Source organism: Micromonospora sp. CPM1 (genome assembly GCF_023896895.1).
Lineage (GTDB): Bacteria > Actinomycetota > Actinomycetes > Mycobacteriales > Micromonosporaceae > Micromonospora > Micromonospora tulbaghiae.
The window spans coordinates 122333-144505 of record NZ_JAMHIU010000016.1; the positions used below are offsets into that span (position 1 = coordinate 122333).

A 22173-nucleotide genomic window follows, 5' to 3' on the forward strand; every position below is an offset into this window, starting at 1 on the left:
GGATGGGCCGACCGATGTTCCCGGCCACCATCACGCCGGCGCTCCCACCAGATGCTTGAGCACCGAGGTGAAGAAGCCGAGGCCGTCCAGGGAGGGGCCGGTGAGCGCCTCCACCGCGTGCTCGGGGTGCGGCATGATGCCGACGACGTTGCCGGCCTCGTTGGTGATCGCGGCGATGTCGCGCTGCGATCCGTTGGGGTTGCCGCCGACGTAGCGGGCGACGACGCGGCCCTCGCCCTCCAGCCGATCGAGCGTCGCGGTGTCGGCGACGTAGCAGCCCTCGCCGTTCTTGACCGGGACGAGCACCTCCTGGCCCGGCTGGAACGCGTTCGTCCAGGCGGTGCCGGTGCTCTCGATCCGCAGGACCTGGTCCCGGTTACGGAAGTGCAGGTGCTGGTTGCGGGTGAGCGCGCCGGGCAGCAGGTGCGCCTCGCAGAGGATCTGGAAGCCGTTGCAGATGCCGAGCACCGGCAGGCCACCACGCGCGGCCTGGACGATCGTCTCCATCACCGGGGCGAACCGGGCGATTGCGCCGCAGCGCAGGTAGTCGCCGTAGGAGAAGCCACCGGGCAGGACGACCGCGTCCACCCCGTGCAGGTCCGGGTCGCCGTGCCAGAGCCGGACCGCCTCGGCGCCGGCGATCCGTACGGCCCGGGCCGCGTCCCCGTCGTCGAGCGAGCCGGGGAAGGTGACCACACCGACCCGGGCGGTCACGACTGCGCGCCCGCGGTCTCGTCGGCGGTGACCACGCGGACGGTGAAGTCCTCGATGACCGGGTTGGCCAGCAGCTTGTCGGCGATCTCCCGGGCCCGGTCCAGGTCCGGTTCGCCGGTGAACTCGATCTCGATCCGCCTGCCGATCCGAACCGAGGCGACGTCACTGACGCCGAGGCGGGGCAGCGCGTTTGCGACGGCCTGGCCCTGCGGATCGAGGATCTCGGGCTTGAGCATGACGTCGACTACGACGCGAGGCACTGGGCACTCCTGACTGTGTACGCAGTTGGGTGCCGGCCCAACAATCGGGCGAGCGCAGCCAGCCTACCTGGCAGATACCGCCCGGCCCGCACCGGCCGGGGGCAGTTCCGGCACCGATCGGCCCCGCCGGCGGCGCCGGACGGGCACCGTTGCCCGTTCGTTGCGGCGTCGATGCGAATTCGTTGCGCTGCGTGCTTGCCGGCACCCGTCGACAACGCCTCCCAGCAGGCATTCTGCCGCGAAACACCCCACCTTGGACCGGTATCCGACAGCGGGGCCCGCGGGGCACGCGGCGCGCGTCACGCCATCGGCCTGATTCGATCCGCGTCTTGTGACAGAGGGCAGCGCGGCCGTAGCATGCATCGTCAGACGTCGATGAGTTAGATCGACGTCCCTCGCCGGCCCACCCCATCCGGCGGGTGTCACCCCCCGCCCGGCACCCCCGGGCGTCCGCGCAGAAGGAGCCCCGACATGCGCCTCCGTCCCTTGCTCGCCGTGCTGACCACCGCGCTGGCCGGCGTCCTGGCCACCGCCTCCGGCGCCACCGCCGCGCCGGCCGGCCCTCAGCCGATCATCGGCGGCGGCACCGTCTCGTCCGCGCCGTGGGCCGCCGCCGTCTTCAGCAACGGCTCGTTCACCTGCTCCGGCAGCGTGATCGCGCCCCAGTGGGTGCTCACCGCCCGGCACTGCGTCAGCGGCACCATGTCGGTCCGGGTCGGCAGCGTCTACTACGCCTCGGGCGGCGTGACCCGCACCGTGAGCGCCTCGTACACCCGCTACGACCTGGCCCTGCTGCGCCTGTCCAGCACGGTCAGCACCTCCGCCGTGTCGCTGGCCAGCAGCAACCCGCCGGTCGGCTCCACCAACACCATCTACGGCTGGGGCATGACCTGCTACAGCGGCTGCGGCGCGTCGCCCCAGCTCAAGACCGCCACCGTTCAGGTGACCAGCACCAGCGTCACCGACGCGTACGGCGGCCAGGCGATCCGGAGCACCCGGGTCAACGGCAACGCGTGGCGGGGCGACTCGGGCGGCCCGCAGTTCTACAACGGCCGGCAGGTCGGCGTCGCCTCCACCGCCAACGGCACCACCATCCAGAACTACGGCAGCGTCGCGTACAACCGGTCCTGGATCACCTCGACGGCCGGTGTCTGACGGTTGATGCCGATGCGGCGCGGATCGGCCGGGTGCGGCCCGGCCGTCCGCGCCGCGCCGTTTTTCAGCATCCGGTCAGCTGAACACGGCTCGCGAACCACCCGGCCGGGGACTGACAGCATCGGAAGCGTGCTGGTCGTGACGACGGATCAACTGCCCGGCTACGAGATCCGCCAGATCCTCGGCGAAGTGGTCTCCTCGATGGCGAGGACCCGCAACCCGTACCGCGAGGGGGTCAAGAACCTGCGCGGTGGCGCCTACGACCCGTTGGCGCCGGACAACCTGACGCGGTGGCGTACCGACTCGGTGGCGCGCCTCGGCGAGGAGGCGCGCCGCCTGGGCGCGAACGCGGTAATCGGCATGCGCTTCGACAGCCGCGACTGCGGCGAGATGTGGATGGAGATCTGCGCGTACGGCACGGCGGTGATCGTCGCGCCGAAGATGCCGGACGTCATGCCGCCGGACCAGCCGGCGATCGCGGCCGAGACCGCCCACGACCCGGAGATCGCCTCCGCGCCCGGTGGCATCGCCGAACCCGCGAGCGCCCCCAACCTGAGTTCCGCGGCCGAAACCCCCACCGGCCCCTGACCGGCGCTGCCGCCGCCCTCACCGCGTCGATCATGAAGTTGACGGCAGGAACGATCTCCCTGAGTGCCGCCAACCTCATGATCGACCAGAAAAGGTCAGAGGATGGGGGGTGGGGAGTAGGCGGCGGCCTGGGGGTGGGACTCGACGACCTTGGTGATCCTTGCGGTCACCCGGGCGACCTGGTCGGTGGCGGCGCCTGCGAAGGCGTTGCGGTCGGCCACCAGGGTGTCGATCTCGGCCCGGGTCAGGCCCAGCCGGCCGTCGGCGGCCAGCCGGTCGAACAGGTCGTTCTCGGGCGCGCCCTTCTCCCGCATGGCCAGCGCCACGGCGACCGCGTGCTCCTTGATCACCTCGTGCGCGACCTCCCGGCCCACGCCCCGGCGTACGGCCGCCACCAGGATCTTCGTGGTGGCGAGGAACGGCAGGAAGCGCTCCAGCTCCCGGTTGATCACCGCCGGGTACGGGCCGAACTCGTCCAGCACGGTGAGGAACGTCTGGAACAGCCCGTCGGCGGCGAAGAACGCGTCAGGCAGCGCGACCCGGCGCACCACCGAGCAGGAGACGTCACCCTCGTTCCACTGGTCACCGGCCAGCTCGCCGACCATCGACAGGTAACCCCTGATGATCACCGCGAAGCCGTTCACCCGCTCCGACGAGCGCGTGTTCATCTTGTGCGGCATCGCGCTGGAACCGACCTGGCCCGGCTTGAAGCCCTCGGTGACCAGCTCCTGCCCCACCATCAGCCGGATCGTGGTGGCCAGCGACGACGGCGCGGCAGCCACCTGGGCCAGCGCGGAGAGCACGTCGAAGTCCAGCGAACGCGGGTACACCTGGCCGACGCTGTCCAGCACCCGGCGGAAGCCCAGGTGCCCGGCCACCCGCTGCTCCAGCTCGGCCACCTTGCCGGCGTCGCCGTCGAACAGGTCGAGCTGGTCGGCGGCGGTGCCCACCGGTCCCTTGATCCCGCGCAGCGGGTAGCGGCCGATCAGGTCCTCCAGCCGCTCGTACGCGATCAGCAGCTCCTCGGCCGCCGATGCGAAGCGCTTGCCCAGCGTGGTGGCCTGCGCGGCGACGTTGTGCGACCGGCCGGTCATCACCAGCGCGGAATACTCGCCCGCGTGCCAGCCCAGCCGGGCCAGGGTGGCGACCACCCGGTCCCGGATCAGCTCCAGCGAGGCCCGGATCTGGAGCTGCTCGACGTTCTCGGTGAGGTCGCGGGAGGTCATCCCCTTGTGCACGTGCTCGTGCCCGGCGAGCGCGCTGAACTCCTCGATCCGAGCCTTCACGTCGTGCCGGGTGACCCGCTCACGGGCCGCGATCGAGGCCAGGTCGACCTGGTCGACCACCCGCTCGTACGCCTCGACGACCCCGTCCGGCACCGGCACGCCGAGATCACGCTGGGCCTTGAGCACCGCCAGCCAGAGCCGGCGCTCCATCCGGACCTTCTCCTCCGGTGACCAGAGGGCGACCAGTTCGGGCGAGGCGTACCGGTTGGCGAGCACGTTCGGGATCGTCGTCACGTACCTCAGTCTTTCACGACCTCCGGGCGGGCCCCGGCGACGCCGGTCCCCGGTCCGGCCTGTGGGCAGGCCGGACCGGGAACGCCCTCAGCCCAGCCGGATCTTCCGGTCCAGCGCGACGGCGGCCATCTCCCCGGCGGTCAGGAGGTGCCGGTCGGTGAACGAGTTCGTCTGCACGCTCACCCGGGTGCCGTCGGTCCGCTTCACGATCACGAACCGCACGTTGATCGGCTGTCGGCGGGACGTGGGCGGCGCACGGAAGCCCCGCAAGTCGAACGTCACCACCCGCTCGCCGTCCGGCCCGGTGAACAGGCGGCAGGCGACCATGCCGTCCTCGCACTCGTCCGGACCGCTCGCCTGACCGGGTAGCGGTCTTCCCACGTCGATGGTCAGGTACGACCGGACCTCGCCCCGGGCGGCGACACCCACCCCGAACCAGCCCGTCATCGACTCCCAGCGCAGCGGCCGCACCGACCACTGCGGCGCGTCGGTCAGCGGGCCGCCCCAGGTCTCCGGGTCGGTGGCCGCGGCGCCCCGGACCCACCGCAGGTCCGGCGCCTCCCGGTCGAGCGCGGTGAGCATCGCCGTCCGCAGGCGCTCCGGATGGGTCCGCGCGGTGGCGGACGCGGCCGAGTAGGCGGGCGCCGGGCCGCCGGACGCCCCCGGCTGCACGACCACGCCGACGCCGAGCGCCAGTGCCAGCACCGCCGTCGCCGAGGCGTACGCCCCCACCCGTCGCCGCCGACGCCGGCCCTCCCGCGCCACCAGGCCGTCCACGTCCACCGCCGTCGGCGGCGCGTCGCCGATCGCCTCGTCGAAGATCTGCCGGTACGTCATCTCTGCCTCCCGCTCTCCACTGCCGAATGGTGCGAGGCGAGCAGCCGCAGCGTCTCCAGCGCACGGGCGGCCTGACTCTTCACGGTTCCGGTGCTGACGCCGAGAATTCGCGCGGTCTCCTCGACCGACAGGTCGCAGTAGAAGCGGAGCACCACGACCGCCCGTCTCCGCGGCGCGAGCCGGCCCAGCATCTCCAGCAGCATCTCCCGCTCACCGACCGCCGGCTCCCCGGCTGCCAGGTCCACCCGGTCCGGCACGTCGTCGGTGCTGCGCTCCCGCCGCCACGGCCGGCGCCGCTCGTCCAGCCACGCGTTGGTGAGCATCCCCCGGACGTACGCGTCGAGGTTGTCCGCGCCGAGCGCCCGCCGCCAGTTGCGGTAGAGCTTGCTCAACGTGATCGACACCAGGTCGTCCGCCGTGTGCCAGTCCCGGCAGAGCAGGTACGCCGTCCGGCGCAGCGGCTCCAGCCGCGTGGCCACGTAGTCGCGGAACTCCTCGTCACGCCCGGTCACGGGGTGCCGCCCCTCGTTCGCCTCATGCCCAGGGGACGGAACGGGCCGGCAGGCGGGTTGCCGGCCCCGGCGAAAAGGGATCGCCCGCCCGGCGCAGAACCGGGCGGGCGTCGCCCGTCAGCGCTCCAGGATCGCGGTCACGCCCTGCCCGCCGGCCGCGCAGATGGAGATCAGGCCGCGCCCGCTCCCCTTCTGGTCGAGCAGCTTGGCGAGCGTGGCGACGATCCGGCCGCCGGTGGCGGCGAACGGGTGCCCGGCCGCCAGCGACGAGCCGTTGACGTTGAGCTTGTCCCGGTCGATCGAGCCGAGCGGGGCGTCCAGGCCGAGGCGCTCCTTGCAGAACTCCGGCGACTCCCACGCGGCCAGCGTGGCCAGCACCTGCGAGGCGAACGCCTCGTGGATCTCGTAGAAGTCGAAGTCCTGGAGGCTCAGCCCGGCGCGGGCGAGCATCCGGGGCACGGCGTACGCGGGGGCCATCAGCAGGCCCTCGTCGCCGTGCACGAAGTCGACGGCGGCGGCCTCGGACCAGGAGAACCACGCCAGCACCGGCAGGTTGTGCGCCTTGGCCCACTCCTCGGAGGCGAGCAGCACGGTGGACGCGCCGTCGGTGAGCGGCGAGGAGTTGCCGGCGGTCATGGTGGCCCGCTCGGCGTCCGCGCCGGAGGCGCCGAAGACCGGCTTGAGCGAGCCGAGCTTCTCGAGGCTGGTGTCCGGCCGCAGGTTCTGGTCCCGGGTGAGCCCCAGGTACGGGGTCATCAGGTCGTCGAAGAACCCCTTGTCGTACGCGGCGGCGAGCCGCTGGTGCGAGCGCAGCGCCAGTTCGTCCTGCGCGGTGCGGTCGACGTTCCAGCGCAGCGCGGTCCGGGCCGCGTGCTCACCCATCGACAGCCCGGTACGGGGTTCGGCGTTGCGCGGGATATCGGGCTTGAACGGCTGGTGCGGGCGCAGCTTCGCGGCGATCTTGAGCCGTTCGCCGAGCGTACGGGCCGAGTTGAGCTGGATCAGGGTGCGCCGCATGTCCTCGTTGACGGCGAGCGGCGCGTCCGAGGTGGTGTCGACGCCACCGGCGATGCCGACCTCGATCTGCCCGAGGGCGATCTTGTTGGCGACCAGGATGGCTGCCTCCAGCCCGGTGCCGCAGGCCTGCTGGATGTCGTACGCGGGGGTGTGCGGGTCGAGCCGGGAGCCGAGCACCACCTCGCGGGTGAGGTTGAAGTCGCGGGAGTGCTTGAGCACCGCGCCGGCCACGACCTCGCCGACCCGCTCGCCGGCCAGCCCGAACCGGGCGACCAGCCCGTCGAGCGCCGCACCGAGCATGTCGGAGTTGGACGCGTGCGCGTAGCGCGAGTTGGACCGGGCGAAGGGGATGCGGTTGCCCCCGATGACCGCGACCCGCCGGACACTCTGCACGATCGGCCTCCTCGAAACTGTTGCCCGAACCCTACTCGCCAGTAGGCTACGCCTATGACCGACAGGTACGCGAGCTTCGTCCAGACGGGGGCCGGTCGCGCGCTGGTCAAGCGCCTCGGGCTGCCCGACCCGCCCCGACTGCGCCGGCACACGCCCGGTGACCCGCTCGTTCCCGGGCCGGTCCTGCTCGGCTCCTCGGCCGGCGGCCGGATCGCCGAGCCGGCCGGCAAGATCCTGACCGCCGCCGGGGTCGAGCTGGCCGATCCGGTCGCCGCGCACGACGCCGACCGCCGCTTCGCGGCCCTGGTGTACGACGCCAGCGGGATCACCGACTCCGCCGGGCTGCGCCAGCTCTACGACTTCTTCCACCCGCAGGCCCGGTCGCTGCTGCCCAGCGGCCGGGTGATCGTGCTGGGCACCCCGCCGGCCGAGTGCAGCTCTCCCCGGGAGGCTACCGCCCAGCGCGCGCTGGAGGGCCTGACCCGCAGCATCGGCAAGGAGTTCGGCCGGGGCGTGACCGCCCAGCTCGTCTACGTGACCCGCGAGGGTGACGCCGGCACCCCGGTGAGCCTGGAGTCCACGCTCCGGTTCCTGCTCTCCGGCCGCTCCGCGTACGTCTCGGGCCAGGTCGTACGCGTGGGCACCGGCACCGCGGTCGCGCCGGCCGACTGGGACCGGCCGTTGGACGGGCAGGTGGTGCTGGTGACCGGCGCGGCCCGGGGCATCGGCGCGGCGCTGGCGAAGGTGCTTGCCCGCGACGGCGCCCAGGTGGTGGCGCTGGACATCCCGGCGGCCGGGGACGAGCTGGCCGCTGTCGCCAACGAGATCGGCGGCAGCGCGGTGCAGCTCGACCTGACCGCGCCTGATGCGCCGACCCGGCTGGCGGAGCATCTGGCGTCCCGGCACGGCCGGGTCGACGTCGTGGTGCACAACGCGGGCATCACCCGGGACAAGACGCTGGGCCGGATGGACGCCGACCGGTGGGACTCGGTGATCGACGTGAACCTGTCCAGCCAGGAGCGGATCAACGACGTCCTGCTGGAGCGCGACCTGATCCCGGCCGGCGGCCGGATCGTGTCGGTCTCGTCGATCGCCGGGATCGCCGGCAACCGGGGGCAGACCAACTACGCGACGAGCAAGGCCGGCGTGATCGGCCTGGTCGACTCGCTCTCCCCGGTGCTGCGCGAGCGCGGGATCAGCCTGAACGCTGTCGCGCCGGGCTTCATCGAGACGCGGCTGACGGCGCGTATCCCGCTGACCATCCGCGAGGCGGGACGGCGGATGAACAGCATGGCCCAGGGCGGCCTGCCGGTGGACGTGGCCGAGACGATCGGCTGGCTCTCCTGGCCGGCGAGCGGCGCGGTGAGCGGCAACGTGGTCCGGGTCTGCGGCCAGAGTCTGCTGGGGGCGTGATGGCGAAGGACCACGAGGAGGACCTGACCCTGCACGACCTTATCGAGGGCCCCACCCGCGACCTGACCTCCGCCCGAGCCGCCGCCCTCGCCCAGACCAACGCCCGCCCGACCTCCGACGATCATGAAGTTGACGGCACTTCTGGAGATCCACAAGGCAGCCAACTTCATGATCGACCGAGCGAAGGGGCGGCGGGGCGGCGGCGGGTGGAGCTGGACGGGCTGCCTGCCAGTGGGGCGCTCTACCGGCGTGCGCTGCTGGGAGTGGTGCCCGGGGTCGGGGGGCGGCGCGGGACGGACGTGCCGGCGCTGGAACTCGCCGTCGGTGGGGTCGCGGTGGACCAGGGGCATCTGGCGGACTACGACCGGGTGTGCGGGTTCCGGCTGACCGACCGGCTGCCGGCGACGTACCTGCACGTGCTCGGGTTCCCGCTGTCGCTGCGGCTGATGACGGGTCCGGGCTTCCCGATCCCGCTGACCGGCGTGGTGCACGTCGCCAACCGGATCACCGTGCACCGGCCGGTCGAGGTCGGCGAGCGCGTCGACTTCCACACGTACGCGGAGAACCTGCGCCCGCACGAGCGGGGCCGTCAGCTCGACGTGGTGCTGATCGGGTCGATCGGCGGCGAGGAGGTGTGGCGCGGCGTGTCCACGTACCTCGGGAAGGAGCGCGCCACGGGCGGCGGCCCGCGGCGCGACCGGGGTGACCGCCCGGCGCCGCCGGACTCATCGGCGCGGTGGCGGGTGACGCCCCGGGTGGGTACGGACTACGCGCGCGTCTCCGGCGACCACAACCCGATCCACACCTCGAAGCTGGGCGCGCGGCTGTTCGGTTTCCCGCGCCCGATCGCGCACGGCATGTGGAGCAAGGCCCGCTGCCTGGCCGCGCTGGAGCCCCGGCTGCCCGAGGCGTACACAGTGGACGTGTCGTTCAAGCTGCCGGTGCCGCTGCCGTCGACTGTGGCGTTCAGCGCCTCGGCGGCGGGCGCGGGCTGGGACTTCGCGCTGCACAGCGCCCGGGACGGAAGGCCGCATCTGGCCGGCTCCGTGCGCTGAGTGAAAGAGGGGACTTGCCGTCCCCTCTTTTCGGCGCTAAGTTGTTCTCAGATTGAGTTGTTCTCAACCTGAGAGAGTGAGTGACCGTGAACGAGCAGGACTTCCTCGCCGGGTACGACCCCCGGGACTACCCGGCGGTCGCGGTCACCGTCGACGTGGTCGCGCTGACCATCCGCGAGGGCGCGCTGCACCTGCTGCTGATCCGGCGCGGCGCGCCGCCCTACGCGGGGCACTGGGCGCTGCCCGGCGGCTTCGTCCAGCCGGACGAGGACCTGGCCGCGGGCGCCCGGCGCGAGCTGGCCGAGGAGACCGGCCTCGGCGGCGAGCGGCTGCGCCGGGTGCACCTCGAACAGCTCGGCAGCTACGGCGCGCCCGACCGCGACCCGCGCATGCGGGTGGTCTCGGTCGCGCACCTGGCGTTCGCCCCCGACCTGCCCGACCCGGTCGCCGACACCGACGCCGACGAGGCGATCTGGCTGCCGGTCACCGCGCTCACCAGCCGGCAGCTCGCCTTCGACCACGGCCGGATCATCGACGACGGCCTGGAGCGCGCCCGCTCCAAGCTGGAGTACACGCCGCTGGCCACCCGGTTCCTCGCCCCCGAGTTCACGATCACCGAGCTGCGGGAGGTCTACGAGACGGTCTGGGGCCACCCGCTGCACGCCGGCAACTTCCACCGCAAGGTGCTCTCGGTGCCCGGCTTCGTGGAGAGCACCGGCGCCAGCACCGAACGCGGCGGCGCGCGCGGCGGCCCCCGGGCCAAGCTCTACCGCGCCGGAGACGCCCGGCTGCTGCACCCGGCGCTGCTGCGCCCCGCCCGGGAGGAGACGGTGCGGTGAGGACCGAGGAGGCGATCCGGCTGGTCACCACCGCGCGCACCGACGCCGACCTGTTCGGCACGCAGGAGCCGGCCCGCCGCTACCGCGAGCTGGTCGGCGCGCTGCACCCCGACCGGCTGGGCGCGGCCGACCCGGGGGTACGCGCCGCCGCCGCCGACGCTCTCGTCACCGTCACCACCCGGTGGCGCACCCCCGCCCCGATGTACGCGGGCGACGTCGCCGACCTGCACGACCACGGGGACGGGCGGCTGCTCAAGGTGGCCCGGCACCCGGGCGACAACGACCTGATGGCCCGCGAGGCGCGCGCGTTGCGCCGGATCGCCGAGCACGGCGACGCCCGGCACCTCGCGTACGTGCCCCGGCTCGTCGACTCCTACCCGGCGCGTGACCCGTCGACCGGCGTGCAACGGCAGGTCAACGAGCTGGTGACCGTACCCGGACTGCACAGTCTGGACGACGTGCGTCGCGCGTACCCGGACGGGCTGGACCCGCGCGACGCGGCCTGGATGTGGCGGCGGCTGCTGGTGGCGCTCGGCCTGGCCCACCGGGCCGGCGTGGTGCACGGCGCGGTGCTGCCCCGGCACGTGCTGATCGAGCCGGACGCGCACGGCGTGGTGCTCGTCGACTGGTGCTTCTCGGCCGAGCCGGGCGGGCTCGTGCCGGCGCTGGTGCCCGGCCACGAGGACTGGTATCCGCCGGAGGTCGCCGCGAAGCGGCAGTGCGGCCCGGGCACCGACATCGCGATGGCCGCCCGCTGCATGACCTGGCTGATGGGCGACCGCGCGCCGCGCGAGCTGCGCGCCTTCGCCGACGGCTGCCGGGGCACCGCGCTCGCCACCCGGCCGGACGACGCCTGGCGGCTGCTGCGCGAACTGGACGAGGTGCTGCACCGGCTGTACGGGCCACGCACCTTCCGACCCTTCACCCTCAACCCGTAGGGAGGCTGCCATGGGCAGTGGAATCTGGTCCACCGACGTGTACGACGCCGCCGACCGTTACCGGCGCCGCACCGGCAAGAGCGCGTTCTCGTACAGCGACAGCGGCGCGCGGAAGGTGCACCCGGCGCTCGACCCGCGCGACGCGCTGCGGGAGAGCCGCGACTCCGCCGAGCACCCGCAGTCGACGCCGATCGCCGTGCTGTTCGACGTCACCGGCTCGATGGGGCACGTGCCCCGGGTGCTGCAGAGCAAGCTGCCGCAGCTGCTGGGCCTGCTGCTGCGCCAGGGGTACGCGAAGGATCCGCAGGTCATGTTCGGCGCCATCGGCGACGCCACCTGCGACCGGGTGCCGTTGCAGGTCGGGCAGTTCGAGTCCGACAACCGGATGGACGACGACCTCGGCCGGATCGTGCTGGAGGGCGGCGGTGGCGGCCAGATGATGGAGTCGTACGAGCTGGCGCTGTACTTCATGGCCCGGCACACGGCCACCGACAGCTGGGACAAGCGCGGCCGGCGCGGCTACCTGTTCATCATCGGCGACGAGCTGGCGTACCCGGCGGTGAAGACCGCGGAGGTGACCCGGCTGATCGGCGACGACCTGCGCGAGGACGTGCCGGTCCGGCAGATCGTGGACGAGGTGACCGCGCGCTGGGACACCTACTACCTGCTGCCCGCCGGCAGCCACTACGCGGGCAACCGCAAGGTGCTCGACTTCTGGCGCGGTCTGCTCGGGCAGAACGCGGTCGAGCTGGACGACCTGGACGCGGTCTGCGAGACGATCGCGCTCACCGTCGGCCTCGGCGAGCAGGCCATCGACCTGGACGCCGGGCTGCGCGACCTGGACCGGGCCGGCTCCACCGCCACCCGGACGGTGTCGAAGGCGCTGGCCCGGCTCGGCTCCGGCCGGCGCGCGGTGGCGACGCTGCCGTTCAGCCCGGCCGGCGGCGGAAGCGGGGTCACCCGGCTGTGAACCACGTGATGGTGGTCGACCTCGGCTACGGCGACGCCGGCAAGGGCACCGTGGTGGACCTGCTCTGCGCCACCCGGCAGGTCCACACGGTGGTCCGGTTCAACGGGGGCGCGCAGGCGGCGCACAACGTCGTCCTGCGCGACGGGAGGCACCACACGTTCGCGCAGTTCGGCGCCGGGACGTTCCGTCCGGGCGTACGGACGCACCTGGCGCGGCACGTGGTGGTGGACCCGCTGGCGCTGGCCGCCGAGGCCGACCACCTCGCGTCGGTCGGCGTGCCCGACGCACTCGACCGTCTGACAGTGGACGGGGAGGCGCTGCTCGCCACCCCGTACCACCGGGCCGCCAACCGCGCCCGGGAGATCGCCCGGGGAGCCGACCGGCACGGCTCCTGCGGGCTCGGGGTGGGCGAGGCGGTCGCGTACGGCCTCGCCCACCCCGACGAGGCACCCCGGGTGGCGGACTGCCGCCGCCCGGCGGTGCTTCGCCGGCGGCTGACCGCGCTGCGCGACCGGCTCACCGCCGAGCTGGGACCACTGGACGCGCCGCCGGTGGAGGACTGCCTGCCCGCGTACGCGGCCTTCGCGCGCCGGGTGGCGATCGTCGACCGGACCTGGCTCGCGGGCGCGCTGCGCGAGGGCACCTGCGTGTTCGAGGGCGCGCAGGGGGTGCTGCTGGACGAGTGGCACGGCTTCCACCCGTACACGACGTGGAGCACCACGACGTTCGCCAACGCCGAGACGCTGCTCGCCGAGGCGGGCATGGCCGGGACCGCGCAGCGGCTCGGCGTGCTGCGGACGACCACCACTCGGCACGGTCCCGGGCCGCTGGTCACCGAGGACGCGTCGCTGCCGTTCACCGACCGGCACAACTCGGCGAATCGCTGGCAGGGCCGGTTCCGGTTCGGGCACTTCGACGCGGTCGCCCACCGGTACGCGCTGGAGGTGGCGGGCGGCGTGGACGGGCTGGCGCTCACCCACCTCGACCTGGCCGGTCCGGAGCTGCGGATCTGCCGCCGGTACGAGGACACCGACCGGCTCGTCCCCGGCCCGGCCGGTGACCTGGACCGGCAGGCCGCGCTCACCCGGCGGCTGCTGCGCGCCCGGCCGGTGCTGGACGAGGCGCCGGACGACTGGCCGGCCGCCGTCTCGGAGGCGCTGGGGGCGCCCGTGGTGCTCACCTCGCGCGGCCCCACGGCCGAGGCGAAGGAAGGGCCCCTGCTCGACGCCTTTTGCCTGAGAAGCGCCCCTGCCTGACACCGCACCACAGAGCATGGGTGCATGGGGGACGTGCTCGACCTGCTGCACCACACGGTGACGTCTCCGTGGGTGTATCTGCTGATCATCGCGGTCACCGCGGTCGACGCGTTCTTCCCGGCGGTACCGGGCGAGACGGTGGTGATCACGGCCGGCGTCTTCGCGGCGGGCGGCGAGCCGAACCTGGTGCTCGTGATCGTGACCGCCGCGTTCGGCGCGCTCCTCGGCGACCACATCTCGTACGCGATCGGGCGTGGCGGCGGCGCGCACCGGCTGGCCCGGTTCCCGGCGGACAGCAGGCGGCGGGCCAGCTCGGAGTGGGCCCGCCGGGCGGTCGACAGGCGCGGCGGGATGATCCTGACCACCGCCCGGTACGTCCCCGGCGGCCGGACCGCCGTCACGCTGACCATGGGTGCGGTCCGCTACCCGGCGCGCACGTTCCTGCTCTACGACGGCCTGGCGTGTACCACCTGGGGGATCTACTGCGGGCTGCTCGGCTACTTCGGCGGCCTGGCGTTCGAGCACAACCCGCTGTCCGGGCTGCTCGCCGGCGTCGCCATCTCGCTGGCCGTCACCGGCCTGTTCGAGGCCGTCCGCTGGGGCCGTCGGCGGGCCCGCCGGCGGGCCGCCGGCCGCCGCTGACCGGCGTCACGCCACCGGCGGATGCCAGCTCACGCCGCGCAGCAACTGGTCGGCGCCGAGCCAGGCCACGTTCATCATCCGGGTCGCGGTCTTGCCGGCGTCGGCCTCCGGGTGGTCGGCGAGCCAGTCGGCGAGCGACTCGCTGGCGCCGACGAGCGCGTACGAGACCACCTCCAGGTCGGTGGCGCCGACCTCGCGGCCGGAGGCGCGCAGCGCGTGGTCGAGCATCCCGGCGACCACCTCGACCAGCCGGCCCCGCATGGCGGCGAGCTCGGCGGCGAACGGCTGGGAGCCGCGGGCCTGCCGGTAGAGCACCGCCCAGCCGTCCCGGTGCGCGCCGACGAAGCCGAAGAACGCGCGCAGCCCGCGCCAGAGCCGTTCGTCGGCGGGCAGGTCGGGGGCGGCGGCGCCGGCGATCGCCTCCATCATCCGGGTGCTCTCCCGGTGCAGGCAGGCGATGAAGAGTTCCTCCTTGGTGCCGAGATAGGCGTAGACCATCGGCTTGGAGATGCCGGCGTCGTCGGCGATCTCGTCCATGCTGGCGGCGTGGAAGCCGCGGCGGGAGAACACCTTCACCGCCGCGTCGAGCATCTGCTGCTCGCGTACGGCCCGTGGGAGGCGCTTGAAGGTCGGCGTGCTGGACACTCTTGCGAGCATACCTACCCGTGCGTAAGGTTACGCCAGAGTAACCAAAGTCGGCTCCGCCCGAGAGGTGCATTCCCCAATGACTGACTTCGACCCGGCCAACTTCGCGAACGTGGGCCCGAAGGAGTTCGCGCAGCTGGTCAAGACCACGCCGGACGCCAAGATCGCCGAGATCATGTCGGGCGAGGCGCGCGGCAAGATCCTCAGCGAGGTCTTCAACCGGATGCCCGCGCTGTTCCGCGCCGACCGCGCCGGCTCCACCAACGCGGTCATCCACTGGAACATCACCGGCCGCCCGGACGGTGGCACCGACACCTACGAGATCGTCATCGAGAACGGCACCTGCACCGCCTCGGAGACCGCGACCCGCGACCCGAAGCTGAGCCTCACCATGGGCCCGGTCGAGTTCCTGAAGATCGTCTCCGGTGGCGCCAACCCGGTGATGATGTTCATGACCGGCAAGCTGAAGGCCAAGGGCGACCTGGGTCTGGCCGCCAACATCGCCAACCTGTTCGACATCCCCAAGGCCTGACATGACCGAGTTCTCGCTAGACCTGAACGAGGAACAGCGGGACCTTCGCGACTGGGTGCACGGCTTCGCAGCCGAGGTCGTGCGCCCGGCCGCGGCCGAGTGGGACGCCCGGGAGGAGACTCCCTGGCCGATCATCCAGGAGGCCGCGAAGGTCGGCCTGTACGGGTTCGAGTTCCTCGCCACCTGCTGGGCCGACCCCACCGGCCTCTCCCTGCCGATCGCCAGCGAGGAACTCTTCTGGGGTGACGCCGGCATCGGCCTGAGCATCTTCGGCACCTCCCTCGCGGTCGCCGCGATCTACGGCGCCGGCACCCCCGACCAGCTCGTCGAGTGGGTGCCGCAGTGCTTCGGCGACGTCGACTCCCCGGCCGTCGCCGCGTTCTGCACGAGCGAGCCGGAAGCCGGCTCCGACGTCGGCTCGATGCGTACCCGCGCCGTCTACGACGAGGCCACCGACGAGTGGGTGCTCAACGGGCAGAAGGCGTACGCCACCAACGGCGGCATCGCCGGGGTGCACGTGGTCACCGCCTCGATCGAGCCCGAACTGGGCTCGCGCGGGCAGGCCGCGTTCGTCGTACCCCCGGGCACGCCCGGTCTGACCGCCACCCGCAAGCTGCGCAAGCTCGGGCTGCGGGCCTCGCACACCGCCGACGTCTTCCTCGACGACGTCCGGGTGCCCGGCCGCTGCCTGCTCGGCGGCAAGGACGCACTCGACGAGCGCCTGGCCCGCGCCCGGTCCGGGCAGCGCGCCTCCGGCCAGGCGGCGATGCGGACGTTCGAGCTGTCCCGCCCGACGGTCGGCGCGCAGGCGCTCGGCGTGGCCCGCGCCGCCTACGAGTACGCCCTGGACTACGCCAAGGAGCGGGTCCAGTTCGGACGGCCGATCATCTCCAACCAGGCGGTCGCGTTCGCGCTCGCCGACATGAAGATGGAGATCGACGCGGCCCGGCTGCTGGTCTGGCGCGCCTCCTGGATGGGCCGCAACAACCGGCCGTTCACCGCCGGCGAGGGCTCGATGTCCAAGCTGAAGGCCGGTGAGGTGGCCGTCTCGGTGACCGACAAGGCGGTCCAGCTCCTCGGCGGCGCCGGCTTCCTGCGCGACCACCCGGTCGAGCGGTGGTACCGCGACGCCAAGATCTACACCATCTTCGAGGGCACCTCCGAGATCCAGCGGCTGGTCATCTCCCGGGCCATCTCCGGGATGCAGATCCGCTGACCGCCGGCGGGCCGCGGCCCGACCCGTGACGACGCCTCGCGCCGTCGCGGGCCGGGCCGCCGCTCCCGGGCCGACCCGAACCGCGATCGGGCACAAGATCATGCCGAACCGGACGGCCGACCGTCCGGAGCCTGGTCGACGAACCACGAACGCGAAGGAGTTGCGCCTTGGACCTGCCGTTCATCGCCGCCACGCTGACCCGACGTGGACTGCTCACCCCGGGCGGACCGATCCGCGTGGTCTCCCAGCTCAACGCGCTGCGCCGGTGGGGCTGGAGCCTCGCCGGGGAGCTGCGCCAGGCCGCCGCCCGCGACCCCGGCCGCATCGCCGTCGTCGACGAGCAGGGCGCCACCATGACGTACCAGGAACTGCTCGACCGCTCCGAGCGGCTGGCCCGGTCGCTGCGGTCCCACCTCGGCGTGCAGACCGGCGACCGGGTGGGTGTGCTCTGCCGCAACCACCACGGCCTGATCGAGGCGATAGTGGCCGCGATGCTGCTCGGCGCGGACGCCGTCCTGGTCAACACCGGGCTGTCCGCCGCGCAACTGGTGACGGTGGCCGAGGAACAGGGCATGCGCGCCCTCGTGCACGACGGCGAGTTCACCGAGCGCGTCCTCGGCCTCCCGGCCGAGCTGCACCGGGTCGACGAGCGGCGGCAGGAGGAGCTGATCGCCGCCGCGGTCCCCGGCGAGAAGCTCCAGCCCCCGGAGCGCGACGGGCGCACCATAGTGCTCACCTCCGGCACCACCGGCGCGCCCAAGGGTGCCCGCCGGCCCACCCCGCACGGCTTCGGCCCGCTGGTGTCCATCATCGACCGTATCCCGCTGCACGCGAAGAACACCGTGATGATCGCCGCGCCGATCTTCCACACCTGGGGGTACGCCGCGCTCCAGGTCTCGTTCGCGCTGCGCGCCACCGTCGTGCTGCACCGGCGCTTCGACCCGGCCGCCACGCTCGCCGCGCTCGTCGACCAGCGGTGCGACGCGATGTTCGCCGTACCGGTGATGCTGCAACGGCTGATGGAGGTGGCGCCGCCGCAGCCCCTGCCGCCGCTCAAGGTGGTCGCGGTCAGCGGATCCGCGCTGCCCGGCAACCTGGCCGTCGCCTTCATGGACCGCTACGGCGACGTGCTCTACAACCTGTACGGCTCGACCGAGGTCTCCTGGGCCTCCATCGCCGGCCCACGTGAGCTGCGCGCCGCGCCCACCACTGCCGGCCGGCCGCCGCACGGCACCCGGCTGGCCATCCTCGACGAGAACGGCCGGCCGGTCCGCGACGGTGAGGTCGGGCGGATCTTCGTGGGCAACGAGATGCTGTTCGAGGGCTACACCTCGGGCGCCGGCCGGGAGAGCCGCGACGGCCTGCTGGACACCGGCGACCTGGGCCGGCTCAACGCCGACGGCCTTCTCTTCGTCGACGGCCGCGCCGACGACATGATCGTTTCCGGTGGCGAGAACGTCTTCCCGTCCGAGGTGGAGGACCTGATCGCCCGGCTGCCGCAGGTCCGCGAGGTCGCCGTGATCGGCGTACCGGACCCCGACTACGGCCAGCGGCTGGCCGCGTTCCTGGCGCTGCGCACCGGCGAGACGCTCGACCCGGAGGCGGTCCGCGAGTACGTCCGGCGCTACCTGGCCCGCTTCTCCGTGCCCCGCGACGTGGTGTTCGTCAAGTACCTGCCGCGCAACGCCACCGGCAAGGTGCTCAGCCGGGAGCTGCGCCGCTACTTCGACTGATCCACATCGGTCAGACAGCGCGGACCTCCCGGTGCTACCGTCTCCCCCGATCGAACGGGGAGACGGGGTGTACCACAATGGACCGATTTCGGCGGCGTACCGCGCTCGGCCTCCTCGTCGGCGGCGCGTCCGCCGCCGCCCTCGGCCCGCTCGACCCGGTCTTCGGCGGCCGGCCCGGCGACTCACCCAACCGGTTGCCGATCCCGCCGGTCTCGCCGGTCGAGCGGGAGAACCGCGCCCTCGGTGAGCCGTGGTGGCCGGAAGACGACGGCCGGGCCGCCGACGACCGGCGGCGCCAGATCCAGGGGTACGCCTCGACGACGAGCGTCGCCCCCGGCGAGGAGATCGAGTTCCACGTCGCGGTCAACCCGGCCGGACGGTTCCGGATCAGCGTGCACCGCCTCGGCTGGTACGGCGGCGCGGGTGCCCGCACGATGCTGACCAGCCCCGAGCTGCACGGCGAGCCGCATCCGGTGCCGATCGCCGACCCGGACACCGGCGTGCTCGACTGCCGGTGGCCGGTGTCCTGGCGGCTGTCCGTCCCGCACGGCTGGCCCTCCGGCGTCTACCAGGCGGTCTTCACCTCGGCCGACGGCTGGCGGGCCTGCACGCCGTTCGTGGTGCGCGACGACCGGCGCCCGGCCGCGCTGTGCGTGGTGCTGCCGATGACCACCTGGCAGGCGTACAACCAGTGGCCGCGCGACCGGCGGGTCGGCAAGAGCCTGTACGGCGGCTACCGGCCCGACGGGCGGCGCGACCCCGAGCTGCGGGCCCGCGCTGTCACGTTCGACCGCCCCTACTCCGGTGCCGGCCGGCCCTTCCACTTCGACCGCGACGAGGCCGCGATCCGGTGGCTGGAACGCAACCTGTACGACGTCAGCTACGCCACCAGCTTCGACCTGCACTCCGGCCGGCTCGATCCGGCCCGGTACCGGGGCCTGGTCTTCTGCGGGCACGACGAGTACTGGTCGGCCGAGATGCGCCGGGCCACCGAGGTCGGGCTGGCCGGGGGCACCAGCCTGGCGTTCCTCGGCGCTAACAGCGTCTACTGGCACGCCCGCATCCACCCCGCCGCCGACGGCCGCCCCGAGCGGGTCGTCGAGTGCGCCAAGACCGACCCCAGCCGGGGTGCCGACGGCAGCGACCCGACGTTGACCTGGCGTAGCCTCGACCAGCCGGAACAGGCGCTGCTCGGCGTGCAGTACAACGGCATCGTGCTGACCCCGCAGCCGCTCGTGGTGCGCGCCGCCGACCACTGGGTGTGGGCCGGCACCGGCGTCGCCGACGGCGACCGCATCCCGGGGGTGGTCGCGGGCGAGGCGGACGGGGTGCACGCCGCCCTCGCCCGCCCCTCCGGGACCACGCTCAGCTCGTCGCCGTACCCGGCCCAGCAGGGCGGGCGGCGGGTCCAGAACAGCCACGTCCACGAGACGGCACGCGGCGCTGTGGTCTTCGCCAGCGGCACGCTCGGCTGGACCCTGGCACTGGACCGTCAGGGGCACCGTGACCCGCGCATCGAGCGGGCCACGGCGAACGTGCTCAACCGGATGGCCGGCCGCCGCCCCGGCTCGGTCAGCCCGGGATCGTGACCCGGCCGTCCACCGCCGCCGAAGCGATGTCGGTGCGGTGGTGGGAACCGGCCAGCTCGACCTCGCGTACCAGCTCGTAGGCGGCGTCGCGCGCGGCGGCCAGGTCCGGCCCGGTCGCCGTACCGCAGAGGACCCGGCCGCCGGCGGACCGCAACGTGCCGTCGGCGGCCCGGCGGGTGCCGGCGTGGATGATCCCGGCGCGGTCCGCGCCGGTGATCACGTCACCGGTACGCGGGCCCGCCGGGTAGCCCTCGGCCGCCACCACGACTGTCACCGCCGCGCCGTCGCGCCAGCGCAGCGGCGGGTGCGCGCCCAGCGTGCCGGTGGCGGCGGCGTGCAGCAGCCCGCCCAGCGGCGTCTCCAGCAGGGCGAGCACGACCTGCGTCTCCGGGTCGCCGAAGCGCGCGTTGAACTCGATCACGCGCGGGCCGGACGGGGTGATCGCCAGGCCCACGTAGAGCAGGCCGGCGAACGGGGTGCCCCGGCGGCGCAGCTCCGCCAGCGTCGGGTGCACCACATCGCGCATCACGTCGTCCACCAGGCCGGGCGGGGCCCACGGCAGCGGCGTGTACGCGCCCATCCCGCCGGTGTTCGGCCCGGTGTCGCCGTCACCGATCCGCTTGAAGTCCTGCGCGGGCAGCAGCGGCACGGCCGCCTCGCCGTCGGTGACCACGAACAGGGAGACCTCGGGGCCGGACAGGTACTCCTCGATCACCACCCGGCCGCACTCCGCGGCGTGCCGCTCGGCCTCGGCCCGGTCGTCGGTGACCACCACACCCTTGCCGGCGGCGAGCCCGTCGTCCTTCACCACGTACGGCGCGCCGAACTCGTCGAGCGCGCGCGCCACCGCAGCCGCGTCCTCGCAGGTGTACGCACGGGCGGTCGGCACCGCCGCGGCGGTCATCACGTCCTTCGCGAACGTCTTGGAGCCCTCCAGCCGGGCCGCCTCCGCGCTCGGGCCGAACACCGCGATGCCCTTGGCGCGTACCGCGTCGGCGACGCCCGCCACCAGCGGCGCCTCCGGCCCGATGACCACCAGGTCGGCCGCGACCTCGACGGCGAGGGCCGCCACGGCTGCCGGGTCGGTGGGTGTCACCTCCCGCAGCTGCGCCACCGCCGCGATCCCCGGATTCCCCGGAGCCGCGAACAGCGCCTCGACGGCCGGATCCCCGGCGAGTCCGAGCGCGAGAGCGTGCTCCCGCCCACCACCACCCACAAGAAGTACGCGCACGACCGGCATCCTACTGACCACCCCACCCCACCCCGTCGATCATGAAGTTGACGGCAGGATTTGAGATCGACATCGCCGTCAACTTCATGGTCAACGCTTGGTCGTCGCGGCCAGCGCCGCGCGGACGACCTGGGGGATGTAGTCGGGGCGGAGGGTGTCGGGCCAGGTGAATCGCAGGACGGTCCAGCCGGCGTTGGTCAGGCGGTTCTGCCGCTGCCGGTCGTCGAAGAGCGCGTCGGGCGTGGAGTGCGGATCCCTGCCGTCCGCCTCGGCGATCACCCGGGCGGCCCGCCAGCCCATGTCGCCGATCCCGAGCAGGTAACCGTCGGTGTCACGCACCTCGATCTGGAGCGCGTCCGGCGGAACGCCGCCGTCGACACACCGCAACCGGGTACGCGTCTCCAGCGGCGACTGGGCGGCGCCGTTCGCCTCGGCCAGGTGGCGACGCGCGTTCACCACACCCCTCCGGCCCGCGATCAGGGCGGGGATGACGCCGAACTCGTCCTCGGTGATCATTCCCTGGTTGAGCGCCGAGTCGAGCAGGGCCACCGCGTGGTAGCGGGGCACCCGGAGGACGAGTTCCGCGAGCGTGTGCGTGGGAGCCGTCACCGGAATGCCGTCGACAGTCGTCAGCGCCTGCTCGGGATGCTCGAACTGGTGCAACGCCACGGCGGGGTCCTTGACGCGGGTCGGCCGGGCCGCACGACCCGGGACTGCGACGTGAATCGCACCAGTTCTCGGCAGCCCCGCGATCCCGTGCAGCTCGGCGGCCGTGCCGAGAACCGCGTGCGCCTGCGGGCCCAGCGACAGGACCGCCGCCCGGATCTGACGACGCCGCTCCGAGCCGTCGGGCCCGGGGCGGTCGACGGCGTAGGTCGCGCGAGCCAGCCGTCGCCACCGACGCGAGGTCAGGAGGTTGTCGATCTCGTGCCGGCTGTAGCCGGCCCGGAGTGCCTGCGCACGGGTGACGACGCCACCCTGGTCACTCGCGATCTGCCGGATCACCCAAGCCCGTTCCACCCACCGAGCGTCCCCGCGCACCCCACCCGCGCGAAGCCCCTGTGGACAACCCACCCCACCCTGTTGACAACCCGCCCCTCCCCGCCCCCAGACTGCCC

Annotated in this window: 22 protein-coding genes; 13 read left to right on the forward strand and 9 right to left on the reverse strand. The window is 73.3% G+C overall.

Features of this window, described 5'->3' with window-relative positions:
* Nucleotides 1–30 precede the first annotated feature (30 nt).
* On the reverse strand, nt 31–714 hold the full coding sequence (purQ, locus tag M8C11_RS20640) for a phosphoribosylformylglycinamidine synthase subunit PurQ (protein ID WP_120572282.1): 684 nt from the start codon (nt 712–714) through the stop codon (nt 31–33).
* On the reverse strand, nt 711–974 hold the full coding sequence (gene purS, locus M8C11_RS20645) for a phosphoribosylformylglycinamidine synthase subunit PurS (protein ID WP_013473439.1): 264 nt from the start codon (nt 972–974) through the stop codon (nt 711–713). The genes purQ and purS overlap by 4 nt, the downstream gene beginning before the upstream one ends.
* A 471-nt stretch (nt 975–1445) precedes the next feature.
* Between purS and M8C11_RS20650 the strand changes: the two genes are divergently transcribed.
* Both M8C11_RS20650 and M8C11_RS20655 read left to right on the forward strand, forming a co-directional pair.
* Nucleotides 1446–2129 carry a trypsin-like serine protease gene (locus M8C11_RS20650; RefSeq protein WP_194802199.1) on the forward strand — a complete coding sequence of 228 codons (684 nt, stop codon included), beginning with the start codon at nt 1446–1448 and terminating at the stop codon, nt 2127–2129.
* Between the two features lie 12 nt (nt 2130–2141).
* Nucleotides 2142–2717 carry a YbjQ family protein gene (locus tag M8C11_RS20655; RefSeq protein ID WP_252452122.1) on the forward strand — a complete coding sequence of 192 codons (576 nt, stop codon included), beginning with the start codon at nt 2142–2144 and terminating at the stop codon, nt 2715–2717.
* 95 nt (nt 2718–2812) lie between these two features.
* On the opposite strand, the gene purB is transcribed toward M8C11_RS20655, so the two are convergent.
* The 4 genes from purB to M8C11_RS20675 form a co-directional block, all read right to left on the reverse strand.
* On the reverse strand, nt 2813–4237 hold the full coding sequence (gene purB, locus M8C11_RS20660; protein ID WP_252452125.1) for an adenylosuccinate lyase: 1425 nt from the start codon (nt 4235–4237) through the stop codon (nt 2813–2815).
* Between the two features lie 87 nt (nt 4238–4324).
* Nucleotides 4325–5074, reverse strand: coding sequence for a hypothetical protein (locus M8C11_RS20665; RefSeq protein ID WP_252452128.1), 750 nt, complete (start codon nt 5072–5074; stop codon nt 4325–4327).
* The gene (locus M8C11_RS20670) at nt 5071–5586 is read right to left on the reverse strand and encodes a SigE family RNA polymerase sigma factor (RefSeq protein WP_252452131.1); all 516 of its coding nucleotides are present in this window, start codon (nt 5584–5586) and stop codon (nt 5071–5073) included. The genes M8C11_RS20665 and M8C11_RS20670 overlap by 4 nt, the downstream gene beginning before the upstream one ends.
* A gap of 117 nt (nt 5587–5703) precedes the next feature.
* The gene (locus M8C11_RS20675; protein ID WP_252452134.1) at nt 5704–6996 is read right to left on the reverse strand and encodes an acetyl-CoA C-acetyltransferase; all 1293 of its coding nucleotides are present in this window, start codon (nt 6994–6996) and stop codon (nt 5704–5706) included.
* A gap of 54 nt (nt 6997–7050) precedes the next feature.
* Between M8C11_RS20675 and M8C11_RS20680 the strand changes: the two genes are divergently transcribed.
* From M8C11_RS20680 to M8C11_RS20710, 7 genes are all read left to right on the forward strand, one after another.
* Nucleotides 7051–8409 carry a 3-oxoacyl-ACP reductase gene (locus M8C11_RS20680; protein WP_252452137.1) on the forward strand — a complete coding sequence of 453 codons (1359 nt, stop codon included), beginning with the start codon at nt 7051–7053 and terminating at the stop codon, nt 8407–8409.
* Nucleotides 8409–9464: a MaoC/PaaZ C-terminal domain-containing protein gene (locus M8C11_RS20685; protein WP_252452140.1), complete on the forward strand. Its 1056-nt coding sequence runs from the start codon at nt 8409–8411 to the stop codon at nt 9462–9464. Before M8C11_RS20680 ends, M8C11_RS20685 begins: the two co-directional genes overlap by 1 nt.
* Nucleotides 9465–9544: 80 nt before the next feature.
* Nucleotides 9545–10303, forward strand: a complete 759-nt coding sequence (locus tag M8C11_RS20690) for an NUDIX domain-containing protein (RefSeq protein ID WP_205775951.1) — start codon at nt 9545–9547, stop codon at nt 10301–10303.
* On the forward strand, nt 10300–11241 hold the full coding sequence (locus tag M8C11_RS20695; RefSeq protein WP_252452143.1) for a serine/threonine protein kinase: 942 nt from the start codon (nt 10300–10302) through the stop codon (nt 11239–11241). Before M8C11_RS20690 ends, M8C11_RS20695 begins: the two co-directional genes overlap by 4 nt.
* A 10-nt stretch (nt 11242–11251) precedes the next feature.
* The gene (locus tag M8C11_RS20700; RefSeq protein WP_030273387.1) at nt 11252–12211 is read left to right on the forward strand and encodes a hypothetical protein; all 960 of its coding nucleotides are present in this window, start codon (nt 11252–11254) and stop codon (nt 12209–12211) included.
* Nucleotides 12208–13467 (forward strand): adenylosuccinate synthetase, encoded by a 1260-nt coding sequence (locus M8C11_RS20705; RefSeq protein ID WP_252452146.1) that lies wholly within the window; start codon nt 12208–12210, stop codon nt 13465–13467. The genes M8C11_RS20700 and M8C11_RS20705 overlap by 4 nt, the downstream gene beginning before the upstream one ends.
* Nucleotides 13468–13491: 24 nt before the next feature.
* A complete protein-coding gene (locus M8C11_RS20710; protein ID WP_252452149.1) occupies nt 13492–14109 on the forward strand; it encodes a DedA family protein in 618 nt (205 codons plus the stop codon).
* A gap of 6 nt (nt 14110–14115) precedes the next feature.
* On the opposite strand, the gene M8C11_RS20715 is transcribed toward M8C11_RS20710, so the two are convergent.
* Nucleotides 14116–14754 carry a TetR/AcrR family transcriptional regulator gene (locus tag M8C11_RS20715; protein WP_175438589.1) on the reverse strand — a complete coding sequence of 213 codons (639 nt, stop codon included), beginning with the start codon at nt 14752–14754 and terminating at the stop codon, nt 14116–14118.
* A 79-nt stretch (nt 14755–14833) separates the two neighbouring features.
* Here M8C11_RS20715 and M8C11_RS20720 point away from each other — a divergent pair, with 79 nt between their 5' ends.
* The 4 genes from M8C11_RS20720 (at nt 14834) to M8C11_RS20735 (ending at nt 19824) form a co-directional block, all read left to right on the forward strand.
* Nucleotides 14834–15286 (forward strand): SCP2 sterol-binding domain-containing protein, encoded by a 453-nt coding sequence (locus tag M8C11_RS20720; RefSeq protein ID WP_120572351.1) that lies wholly within the window; start codon nt 14834–14836, stop codon nt 15284–15286.
* 1 nt (nt 15287) lies between these two features.
* Nucleotides 15288–16502 (forward strand): acyl-CoA dehydrogenase family protein, encoded by a 1215-nt coding sequence (locus M8C11_RS20725; protein WP_252452152.1) that lies wholly within the window; start codon nt 15288–15290, stop codon nt 16500–16502.
* A 167-nt stretch (nt 16503–16669) separates the two neighbouring features.
* On the forward strand, nt 16670–18235 hold the full coding sequence (locus M8C11_RS20730; RefSeq protein WP_252452154.1) for an AMP-binding protein: 1566 nt from the start codon (nt 16670–16672) through the stop codon (nt 18233–18235).
* Nucleotides 18236–18312: 77 nt separating this feature from the next.
* Nucleotides 18313–19824 carry a N,N-dimethylformamidase beta subunit family domain-containing protein gene (locus M8C11_RS20735; RefSeq protein WP_252452157.1) on the forward strand — a complete coding sequence of 504 codons (1512 nt, stop codon included), beginning with the start codon at nt 18313–18315 and terminating at the stop codon, nt 19822–19824.
* On the opposite strand, the gene purD is transcribed toward M8C11_RS20735, so the two are convergent.
* Both purD and M8C11_RS20745 read right to left on the reverse strand, forming a co-directional pair.
* Nucleotides 19808–21055, reverse strand: coding sequence for a phosphoribosylamine--glycine ligase (gene purD, locus M8C11_RS20740; RefSeq protein ID WP_252452160.1), 1248 nt, complete (start codon nt 21053–21055; stop codon nt 19808–19810). The genes M8C11_RS20735 and purD overlap by 17 nt on opposite strands.
* A 90-nt stretch (nt 21056–21145) precedes the next feature.
* Nucleotides 21146–22075: a type IV toxin-antitoxin system AbiEi family antitoxin domain-containing protein gene (locus M8C11_RS20745; RefSeq protein WP_252452163.1), complete on the reverse strand. Its 930-nt coding sequence runs from the start codon at nt 22073–22075 to the stop codon at nt 21146–21148.
* Nucleotides 22076–22173 lie beyond the last annotated feature (98 nt).